Raw genomic sequence first — 8,439 nt, forward strand, 5'->3', positions numbered from 1 at the left:
TACACCCATTTACAGCGTCAAGGATAGGAAGGAAAGGAACGCAATGGATAATTTTTCGTCATCGGATATGAAAGCCATACTGCACTCCAAGCGTGCCAATATGTATTTTATGTTTGATACCGTGAAGAGCATTGCGTTGCAAGATAGAGTGATCAAAGGACAGGGACAGTAAAGGAGACTAACGATGAGTAAGAAAAATACAATAATTCATATTTTAGGTGAGGAGATCTCCGTCACAAAAGACGAATACACAACTCCAATTTTAATTATGGCGAATTCACCATAATTAAAAAAGCTCTGCTGTATGCAGAGCTTGAAGCGGCCTGTACGGCCGTTAACTAACAAATTGTATATTTCTAAGCTACTTATTCAGTAGATTTTGAATGTTATATTAAAGAAAATTTCTTGTCAAATAGTATAGGAAAAAAAATTGACAAGAAAAAGCGCTTCTCCTACACTGAGGTACTATCATTATTCAAATAGTATAGGGGTTTTTATGTTGTGTGTTGATTTAATTTTAAAAGTTTTAATAAAACTTAGAACCTTATGGGGGAGGATGCCTCTTCCTCTAAAAATTGAACTGTTTAACTTACTACAGGAATTAATTGATTGGTTAAATGGTGATTAGATAATAAAGGGAGATATTGCTTTTATGATGGTCACCTTTGTTAGTCAGTGTGAAAAGAATGCCCTTAAGAAAACACGGCGAGTGCTCGACGCCTTCGCTAACCGAATAGGCGATAACACATGGCAAACGATTATTACTGAAGAAGGGTTAATCACAGTCAAAAAAATGCTGCGCCAAACCGCCAGCAAAAACACCGCCGTCAGTTGTCACTGGATACGATCCAGAGCAAGAAGTCAATTTTTGTGGGTGGTTGGAGCTAAATCAAAATTTAACGAACAGGGAGTTGTGCCTGTGAATTCAACCGCTAAAGAGGTGTTTATGGATGTAAAACAATTAAAACCAGCGAAAGGCATGATATACGCTAATACGCATTTACAACTATTGGATCATCATCTATTTGCGGTAGGTTTTGTTGCTGAGCAGTTATATCTACACTTTTATCCAGGTAAGAGAAAGCAAGCTAATGCAGCATTTATTGCTGGTTGCGTACATGATATTGGAAAGTTAGATTCATCTTTTCAGAGTTGGGTTATCAAGCCTAAGAATAAAACTTACCAAGCGGAAGATGGTCAACATATTGATGACACTAAGTTTAATTTTGAAAAACATCCGAGGCATAATGAGATATCGGCGCTTATTTTTCAGTGCGTATCTGATGGTGTTAAAAGTATCAGTCCGTCTATTAAATCTTCTATTAAGCATGCTGTTTATTGGCATCATGCGAAACCGTTTAGAACCAAGGATAGAGACGGTTTTGATACATACGGAAAGGTATTTAATAAATTAAAAGCAAATCTGGGTGATACAACGCAGAGCGTCGTTTCTGAGCAATCCATAAGGATGTTAAACACGGTGTGTGAAATAGATAAAAAGTATCGAGGAGTAGAAGACAGCTTACTTGCAGGGGCATACTCTCAGGAGTTTGATAGTGAAACTTTGATCAATTATGAACATACGCCATTGCCGTATTATAAAGACTACCCACTTTCTGAAAAGCTTAATGATTACTCCAGTAAAGTCTTAGTGAATGCTCATAATAATGAAATTCGAGCCTGTTTGATCACGGCAGACAGATGGATATCGTCGTTATCTGCCAGTGAATTATCATCATACATTGAAAACCAGAAACTCAATGATTTTGTAGAGGAGCAATTAGTTAATAATATTGTGGTAGAAAGTAGTCTTGAGGCACATCTTGAGAGTTGTATTTCCTCTTTTACTGATAGTCCACGCAGTCAAAAACAGTCCGTCGTTGCCGCAAAATTAGCAGAGGACAGTGACAATATCAAAGTACTTGCGGGTGCGGCAGGTTGCGGTAAAACCAAAATAGCATTGGAGTGGGCTGGCTTAAGAAATGCTCAGCAAGTTATCTGGATTTGCCCACGAGTCCAAATATGCCAAGGCATGTTTACCGAATTAAAAGCGTCAGACAACCCATATTTACAAGATGCCACTGTGGAAATTTTTACAGGTGAATATAAGTTCACCAACAACTTCGACACACCAACACCTGAGAAAGATCAGTTAACCGCCGATATTATCATCACCACAATCGATCAATTGCTCAGTAGTATTATCAGTCATACTAAGGCAGATCGTTTACTTAATTACCTTAACGCTCACATTGTGTTCGATGAGTATCATGAATACATCAACATGCCAGCATTCAATATATTGTTTGCCGAACTGGTTATTTCAAGAAATGACTTGAAAAACGGCAGCAACATACTGTTAGTCTCTGCTACACCTAATTATTTTTATCTGGAGCAAATTCTCAAACTTGATGTGGATTACGATGTAGTTGAAATGCCGTCTTTTAACGAAAAGAAATATCAATTTGATTTTGAAGAATATGATGAAACCAAAGAAGATGAATCTAATCCACTTTATCAAACACAAACTAAAACGACCTTTATTATTAGTAATACGGCAACGACAGCGCAAAAGAGTTTTATCCATAATTTAGTCGATGAAAATGCTATTCTTCTGCATTCTAAATATAAGAAGAGTGATAAAAGGTATCTTTTTAATTGTGTGTTTGAAGCGTTTAAGCGAGACGGAAATAACATGTACGACGTACTTCGTAGTGGGCCGATTGTTCAAGCATCTCTTAATATTAGTTGTGACTACATGGTTTCTGAAATGACGACAGCAGAGAACTGTTTACAGAGAATGGGAAGATTAGACCGCTTTGGTAAAAATGATCTTATCAACATGTATACCATTGCTGTTCCAGAAAACGTTCATAACAATAAAGTCTCTGGAGCCGTGACAAGGTTTTTATCTTCTTCAAATTCATTGCTTTCAGCTAAGGCATGGCATCAGTTTCTTATTGAAAAAACGGACAGTGGTAAGAATATATTTACTATTGCGGATGTTTATCAAATCTACAAAGACTTCTATCAATCAAGCTCTTTAATGGTGCCTATCGAGCAAGATACTATTGCCGCAATGAAAAAAAGTGCGACTCTGATCACCGCGAAAGTCAGTGAGCCTCAAACCATTATCACGCGTAAAAAACAGCAAATACAACGAGCTAAAATCAGTAACAATTCATTAAGAGGTGATAGTCGTTTTGTACAAATGGCGATGTGTAATTTAGACAGTAAAAACGCTCCAGTATTTATTGAAGAATACGCTTATACCGTTTCTGTGGATGAAATGGAAAGCGTTGATAATCTCACAGCATCAACTGACCTTATTCAAGGCTATGGCGACAGTGCCAATAACTTACTCGCTCATATGGCAAAGAAACACCATAACATTATCGAGGGAGGTAAAGATTCTTATAAGGACTTTATCCTTCTTAACGATGCGAAAGACCCAGAATTCCCAATTTACCTGAGTTATACCTCAAACGATCTGCTCCCTGTTGGCGGTGAATCGGCAAGGCATAATTCAGCTATTTACTATTGTGTATGTGAAAAACAAGCCATAGGTGCAATTGCAAATAAACACTTAACTCAGAGAAAGGGCTAAACATGAAAAAAGTAACTGGTATTAAAAGCGTCGATTTTAAAATTACAGCATTAGGTCATGGTGTTGTGAACTGGAATGGCCCAACATCGTTAATGGGCGACAGCGGAAAAACTGTAGAGAATCACACTTTGCCGAAATTACGAGGATATACAAACTTGTCAGGCAAGGTAAAAGAAGATACTGGATATCAATACCGAAGAGAAGCAACGGATGTAGATTTTAAAAAAACGCCGTTATACATCAGTCAAAATTGTATTCGACATCATTTGTTCAGAAGTCAAGCGTTTGATGTTCATTATGCCAATAAAAGTAAAGCAGATAATTTAACGCAAATGCTAGCTTCTATTACAGGGTTAGTACGTGGTTATGTAGTGCCATCAAGTCAAAACAAACGCACAAGTCCGTTACTGATTGAAGACTTTGTAGATCAACTAGGCAACGGTAACTTTGAGCAGTTTGCTCAGGCTGGAGAACGAGATAATTCGTCTTTTTTCTCAAAAACAACCTTTGGAGACACCAAATATATTTCTTACGGTTCCATTAGTATTGAGCAACTTCAATTTATTTCATTAGATAAAAAATTTGACCGTGAAGCGATGGGAATAAAAGCTGGGCAAGGTGAAGAAGTTGCCCAAGCAGTTCAGGATTTTATTCAATCACTTAATCCTGAGTTAAACCCTAAAGCGACTTTTCATGAAAACTATGTTCGTAGCGGTACCATTTTTGAAGAAGGTGAAGCTGGTATCTTATTAGATCAAGATGCCATAAAAGCCTTAATTGATTACACTATTGAATTGATTAATGAATTATCTATCCGCCAAGCTAAGTCTTATATGTATGTCGATGAAGTGGTGGTTGACTATAACGACAGCAATAAAATGATGCGTATAAAGCGCGACGAAAGCAGTATTTCAACAGAGCCAGAAGAAGAGTTTGCCACTTATTTCTATCAAAAATAAAGGGAGGGTAAACGATGAAAATTGAAATCAAATATGAATCGAGTTGGCGTAACTCGTTTCTTGATGGCTCGAATGATGAGCCTCTACCAAAAACTGGACGAAAGTATGTAGCTTCCATGACAAGTTTAAAAAATGTCGACAACTACAAACCTAGAAAAGTTGAGCATAATACGGTGATGGGCATATTAAATCGTTTAATTGGTGATCAACGAAAGCTTTACCAATCAAGAAATAGTGATGCTTATTATTTTAAAGAACTGGAACCCTTGGTCTCATTTGAAGATAAGCCAAGCTATGTGAACCAAGAAATGACTTATATTAGAAATATATCTGGGAGTACAGATCGAGAGTCATACACTGGGATGATTCAAATCAATGATCCCATTTTTACATCTGATTATTCAGAGCAATTGTGGGGCGTTTTAACGCTGAATGTAGACGAGCTATGTAGGTTTATCTTAGGTAGTGAAAAAATAACTAAAACTATCAACCATAACCCACTAGTTATAAGTGCGCAGTTTGATATTTTGTCTAAGATTAAGGCGTTGCCTAATGAAGGCATTGTAAATCAAGCGTTTAATTATTTAAAAAGTAACTTCGAGAATTTTAAAGGATTAAATAATAAGGAAGAAGTTCAGACTATTAGCTTGTATTGTTCTGCTTTGTATTTACAGCTTGAACGACTGTCAACAACCTTTGATGTGTCATCCGCCAAAACTAAAGCAGGTTGTTTAAGTGGTATTTCCAATAACAACTTTACCAAGAAAAACTTTATGGGGCGGTATACATCAGGAAAAGAAAAGAAAATATGGGGAAATCCTTATATCCGTAAAGAAAGAATAAAAGGTGTTGGGGAGGTTACGTCTCTGATGGAAAAAGCGGGAGGAACATTGAATATTAATATTTCTATTGATCGTAATGCGTCCAAAGAGCTTTATGAGATGATTGAAAATGCTGGTGTTTCTAGTTTTTATCTCGGGAAAAAAGGACTGGCTTATGTGTCAGATATCAGGTTGTAGGAACATAAAATGAAATATTACTTAGATATAACTCTACTCCCCGACGCTGAAACTAATATCGGATTCGTTTGGCACAAGCTGTACCAGCAAATCCATCTGATGCTGGTGGAGAACAAAATAGGGGCTAAGGATTCAAAAGATTCAGCCGTCGGCGTGTCTTTTCCTCTCTATCGTAGAGGTGGTTTTCCATTAGGGAACAAGCTACGTTTACTGGCAGAAACGCAACAGCAGCTTAAAGACTTGAATGTAGAGCACTGGTTATCTCGTCTTGAAGACTACACCCACATAAAAGGCATCAAATCTGTGCCAGAGAATGTAAAAGAATACGTATACTTTAAGCGTTGGACTTATAAATCCCCTGATAAATTACGTGCTCAGGTAGATCAACAAGCGAAGCACCTAGCGGACAAAAACAACGTAGACATTGAGTCGGTAAAGCAACGTTTGCTTGAATCAATTGACAATCTCGACCAAGAATCAAAGCTGCCTTTTATTAACATGACAAGCCTTTCGACAAACGGTGAAGTACCTCTTTCTGAAAGGCGTAATTTCAAGCTGTTTATTGAAAAGGAAAATGTCAAAAATGCCGAGAAAGTCCAATTAAATCAGAGTCTATTTACCTGCTATGGACTAAGCCGACGTACGAATCTTGAAAAAACAGCGGTTCCATGGTTTGAATAGATTGTTAGCCTAAAAATACCAATAAAATCTGCTCTTTAAAAATATTAATATAAAACAATAAGTTATATCAAGTTGAAATGTGATGGGTAAAAACATGGTTTTTAACCTATTTTCTTGATGTAACTTATTTTTTTGTGATAAGTCCATTATCAACGGCCACGCAGGCCGCTTAGAAATAAAACACTGCAATACAGCGTATTTTCTACATATCAACGGCCACGCAGGCCGCTTAGAAATTTTAATCATTGCATCAATAGATTCTTGAGAGATCAACGGCCACGCAGGCCGCTTAGAAATTACGGTAAGCGAGTTATCGCAAAGGATAATAATCAACGGCCACGCAGGCCGCTTAGAAATTTAATGTAAATTGTTCGGATGTTGATATTTTATCAACGGCCACGCAGGCCGCTTAGAAATTTGAAAAATAAAGCCCATATCTAACCCCCATATAAACGGCCATGCAGGCCGCTTAGAAAACCATGGTCGGAATGGCCTTCAGATAACGCTTATCAACGGCCACGCAGGCCGCTTAGAAATTTTGGTAAATTGAAGTCTAATGTTTTCATGAATCAACGGCCACGCAGGCCGCTTAGAAAACCTAAAATATGATTAATCACAACATATAGGGATCAACGGCCACGCAGGCCGCTTAGAAACACGGCTAACAACTACCGCTCTTGAGGTTGGCATCAACGGCCACGCAGGCCGCTTAGAAAATCTGGCACCAATCCATTAATACCAACACCTTATCAACGGCCACGCAGGCCGCTTAGAAACAATACTGTGAGTTTCTGGCGGATAGACTCGCATCAACGGCCACGCAGGCCGCTTAGAAATTAAAGGGGTTAGGCGGTATTAATCCAATGTCATCAACGGCCACGCAGGCCGCTTAGAAATACCGCCAGTTATTGAGTATATGAATGAGAACATCAACGGCCACGCAGGCCGCTTAGAAATGAGCTATCAGGGTAAACGATAACTTTATTTCATCAACGGCCACGCAGGCCGCTTAGAAAAATACGTTGAGTGACGCGGTAACAGAATTAACATCAACGGCCACGCAGGCCGCTTAGAAAACACGTAACGCTACTGCGAGGCGGGTTTATTTATCAACGGCCACGCAGGCCGCTTAGAAATGCCCTGATCTCTGTAATAATCTTCGGCTGACATCAACGGCCACGCAGGCCGCTTAGAAAGGTTCCAGTCGACACATTACCACCCGCCCCAGATCAACGGCCACGCAGGCCGCTTAGAAACAGCGCAGTGGCATAGGTTGCGCCTGTTTTAAATCAACGGCCACGCAGGCCGCTTAGAAAGCTGTGGTTGACGCTAGAACAGTGAGCGTACCATCAACGGCCACGCAGGCCGCTTAGAAATGATCGAGTGACCAGATATTGATTCTAAAACCATCAACGGCCACGCAGGCCGCTTAGAAAAGCGAGAGGCGTCACGACTAACTCTACTAGAAATCAACGGCCACGCAGGCCGCTTAGAAAATGACTACTATGAATGAGACCGTGGCGGCTGAATCAACGGCCACGCAGGCCGCTTAGAAAATTTCTGCAAAAAATGAACGACATCTTGAGAATCAACGGCCACGCAGGCCGCTTAGAAATACTTCATATACATCCGATGACATTAAATCTCATCAACGGCCACGCAGGCCGCTTAGAAATTTTAACTGTGCTACATCTCTCACAGTGATTTATCAACGGCCACGCAGGCCGCTTAGAAACATCCAGTCGAGATTTTTTTGCGCCTAAGGCGGATCAACGGCCACGCAGGCCGCTTAGAAATGATGAAGATTTGTCAGCGCAAACATCGTCAAATCAACGGCCACGCAGGCCGCTTAGAAATGATGAAGATTTGTCAGCGCAAACATCGTCAAATCAACGGCCACGCAGGCCGCTTAGAAAGCTAGACTCTTGCACTATCGTCCCCATTACCAATCAACGGCCACGCAGGCCGCTTAGAAATTAATTTGTCTACCTCCTTTTGTTTTCTCAATATCAACGGCCACGCAGGCCGCTTAGAAAGGCGCACTTGCGCACGAGCTGGATCAAGCAAAATCAACGGCCACGCAGGCCGCTTAGAAAGCCAAAAAACAAAGGCCAGTACAAGGCTAGGTATCAACGGCCACGCAGGCCGCTTAGAAATATCACGGCTGTACGTA

At 39.8% G+C, this 8,439-nt stretch carries 5 protein-coding genes and 1 CRISPR repeat array; all 5 genes read left to right on the forward strand.

Annotated elements, in window-relative coordinates:
* Window positions 1-43 precede the first annotated feature (43 nt).
* The 5 genes from ACMUMJ_RS09115 to cas6f all read left to right on the forward strand — a co-directional run bounded on the left by ACMUMJ_RS09115 (window position 44) and on the right by cas6f (window position 6,266).
* Complete coding sequence (locus tag ACMUMJ_RS09115; protein ID WP_414678519.1) at window positions 44-172, forward strand: hypothetical protein; 129 nt, start codon at window positions 44-46, stop codon at window positions 170-172.
* Between the two features lie 480 nt (window positions 173-652).
* Window positions 653-3,607, forward strand: coding sequence for a CRISPR-associated endonuclease Cas3'' (locus ACMUMJ_RS09120; protein WP_414678520.1), 2,955 nt, complete (start codon window positions 653-655; stop codon window positions 3,605-3,607).
* A 2-nt stretch (window positions 3,608-3,609) separates the two neighbouring features.
* Entirely contained in the window at window positions 3,610-4,566 is a 957-nt protein-coding gene (cas7fv, locus tag ACMUMJ_RS09125) for a type I-Fv CRISPR-associated protein Cas7fv (protein ID WP_414678521.1), read from the forward strand.
* A 14-nt stretch (window positions 4,567-4,580) separates the two neighbouring features.
* Window positions 4,581-5,585, forward strand: coding sequence for a type I-Fv CRISPR-associated protein Cas5fv (gene cas5fv / locus ACMUMJ_RS09130; RefSeq protein WP_414678522.1), 1,005 nt, complete (start codon window positions 4,581-4,583; stop codon window positions 5,583-5,585).
* Window positions 5,586-5,594: 9 nt separating this feature from the next.
* Window positions 5,595-6,266, forward strand: a complete 672-nt coding sequence (gene cas6f, locus ACMUMJ_RS09135; RefSeq protein ID WP_414678523.1) for a type I-F CRISPR-associated endoribonuclease Cas6/Csy4 — start codon at window positions 5,595-5,597, stop codon at window positions 6,264-6,266.
* 148 nt (window positions 6,267-6,414) lie between these two features.
* A CRISPR array of direct repeats spans window positions 6,415-8,422; the repeat unit is 28 nt; unit sequence ATCAACGGCCACGCAGGCCGCTTAGAAA.
* Window positions 8,423-8,439 lie beyond the last annotated feature (17 nt).

This window comes from Marinomonas phycocola (assembly GCF_047525455.1).
Lineage (GTDB): Bacteria > Pseudomonadota > Gammaproteobacteria > Pseudomonadales > Marinomonadaceae > Marinomonas.